Raw genomic sequence first — 2,360 nt, 5'->3', positions numbered from 1 at the left:
TCTCTTTCTGCTGGGACTCGACGATCGACTTCGCCATCGCGACGGCGTCGGCGTTCTTGCCGTCCTCGATCTCGTCTTCGGCCATGTCGACCGCGCCCTCGTGGTGCTCGATCATCTGCGTCAGGAACAGCTTCGCGGCTTCGGTGCCGGTAGCGGCGCGGAGCTTGTTGAGATCGTCCTCGGACATCATGCCGTCCATCTCGTGGTCCATCGGCGCATCGGTCGGAGCGTTCCACTCCTTGAGCCAGCCGGTCAGGGTGGTGATCTCCGGACCCTGCGCGTCCTTGATCTGCTTCGCCATGGCGGTGACGTTCGCGGGGATGTCGGACTTCTCCAGCATGATGTCGCTCATCACGATCGCCTGCTCGTGGTGGGGGAGCATCATCTGCGCGAACATGATGTCTGCCGCGTTGTGCTCGGCGGAGTCGGCGACCTTCGAGGTGGAGCCGTGATCCATGTTGCCGTGGTCCATGGCCGAATGCGACGCGGCGCTGGTGGTGGCGTCCGACGCTTCCTCGTTTGGGCTGCAGGCGGCGACCCCGACGACGACGGCGGCAGCAGCGATCGAGGTGGCGAAGAGACGAGTTTTCACGATGGGTTCCTTCCGTGGTTGCTGGCGTCCAGTCTGCCGAACCGACCCGCCGGATTCGGTGGTCCTCGGGTAAAGGTTTGCTCAAGATGCTCGGCGGAGCGCCCTCGCGGTCGAGGCCGCGGCCGATTCCCGACATGATGGAGGCCATGTCTGCACGGGCGATGGTGGTGGAGGACGAGGAAGCGCTGGCGTCGCTGGTCGCGTCGTATCTGGAGCGCGACGGGTTCGAGGTGACCGCGGTCGGCGACGGCGCCGCGGCGGTCGATCTCGCGCGGACCGTCGACCCCGACGTGGTGGTGCTGGACCTCGGCCTGCCGAGCCTCGACGGAGTGGAAGTGTGCCGCCGACTGCGGACCTTCTCCGACGCGTACATCGTGATGCTCACCGCTCGTGCCGACGAGGTCGACACCCTGATCGGGCTGTCGGTGGGCGCCGACGACTACATGACCAAACCGTTCAGTCCGCGGGAACTGTCGGCGCGCATTCAGGCGCGGATGCGTCGGCCGCGGTCGGGGTTCACCGGCGACCGGGCCGTGGCGGAGTCGGCACGGGTGTTCGGCGCGCTGTCGATCGACGTGCCCGGCCGCGACGTGACGGTCGACGCCGACCACGTGCACCTCACGCGCACCGAGTTCGACATCCTCGCGGCGCTCTCGTCGGCGCCGGGCACGGTGTTCTCCCGCGCCCGGCTGATCGACACGGTATGGGGACCGGAGTGGGTGGGCGACGACCACATGGTCGATGTTCATATCGGGCACCTGCGGCGCAAGCTCGGCGACGACGCCGCCAAGGGCAGGTACGTGCGGACCGTCCGCGGGGTCGGGTACCGGATGGGAACGGGGCAGTGACGCGCGGCGGTCGCGGGTTCGCCGTCGGCACCGGGCTGATGGTGGGGATGGCGACGGTGGTGATCGCGACCGCGGCCGGCGCGCTGCTGGTGGCCTGGCTGGTGGCGCCGGGCATCTTCCACGACCACCTCATGCAGGCGGGCATCGACGAGAATTCCAGCGAGGCTATGCATGTGGAACAGGCGTTCAGCGACGCGGTGCGGTGGTCGTGGGGGCTGGCGGCGGTCCTCGCCGCGGTGCTCGCGCTCGGCTTCAGCTGGTACCTGGCCCGCCGCGTGCAGCGGACGGTCACCGCGGTCGCGGAGTCGACCGCGCTGATCGCCGACGGCCGCTACGACACCCGCGTCGACGGGGGCGGCATCGGCCGCGAGTTCAACGATCTCGCCGTCGCGGTCAATCGACTCGCCGCGCAGTTGAAGGACACCGAGGCCACTCGTCGTCGCCTGCTGGCGGACCTGGCGCACGAGATGCGGACACCGCTGGCGACCATCGACTCGCACCTGGAGGCGATCGACGACGGCGTCCGACAACCCGATGCCGCGACCATGGCGATCCTGCACGACGGCACCGATCGCCTGCGCCGACTGGCCGAGGACGTCTCGGCGGTCTCGCACGCGCAGGAGGGGGCGACGTCGATCGTCCCGGAGCCGACCACCGATCGCGCGCTGATCGCCGCCGCGGTCGACGCGATCGCCGAGGCCTACGCGGCCAAGGGCGTCGAGTTGACGGTGGAGCCGACTCCTGAGCTTGCGCTGACGGTGGACCCCGCGCGGATGGGGCAGGTGCTGGGCAATCTGCTGACCAATGCGCTCCGACACACGCCCGCGGATGGAACCGTGCAGGTCAGCGCACGCGCCAGTGGTACGGCCGCGGTGATCGAGGTGCTCGACACCGGCGACGGGATCGCCGCCGAGCACCTG

3 protein-coding genes are annotated in these 2,360 nt (G+C 69.3%); 2 read left to right on the top strand and 1 reads right to left on the bottom strand.

Annotated elements, in window-relative coordinates; translation table 11 throughout:
- Nucleotides 1-592: DUF305 domain-containing protein (locus GX543_RS18695; RefSeq protein WP_290854131.1), on the bottom strand; the 592-nt coding region annotated here is incomplete at its 3' end.
- Between the two features lie 137 nt (nt 593-729).
- Between GX543_RS18695 and GX543_RS18690 the strand changes: the two genes are divergently transcribed.
- Together GX543_RS18690 and GX543_RS18685 are read left to right on the top strand one after the other, a co-directional pair.
- Nucleotides 730-1,440: a response regulator transcription factor gene (locus GX543_RS18690; RefSeq protein ID WP_290854133.1), complete on the top strand. Its 711-nt coding sequence runs from the start codon at nt 730-732 to the stop codon at nt 1,438-1,440.
- Nucleotides 1,437-2,360 (top strand): HAMP domain-containing sensor histidine kinase (locus GX543_RS18685; RefSeq protein WP_290854129.1); only part of this gene is annotated, 924 nt, incomplete at its 3' end. The genes GX543_RS18690 and GX543_RS18685, both read left to right, overlap by 4 nt.

The organism is Gordonia sp. (in: high G+C Gram-positive bacteria) (assembly GCF_012515855.1).
Taxonomy (GTDB): Bacteria; Actinomycetota; Actinomycetes; order Mycobacteriales; family Mycobacteriaceae; genus Gordonia.
Note: the sequence above shows the minus strand (reverse complement) of the source record. Positions and strands in the feature narration are given on the sequence as shown.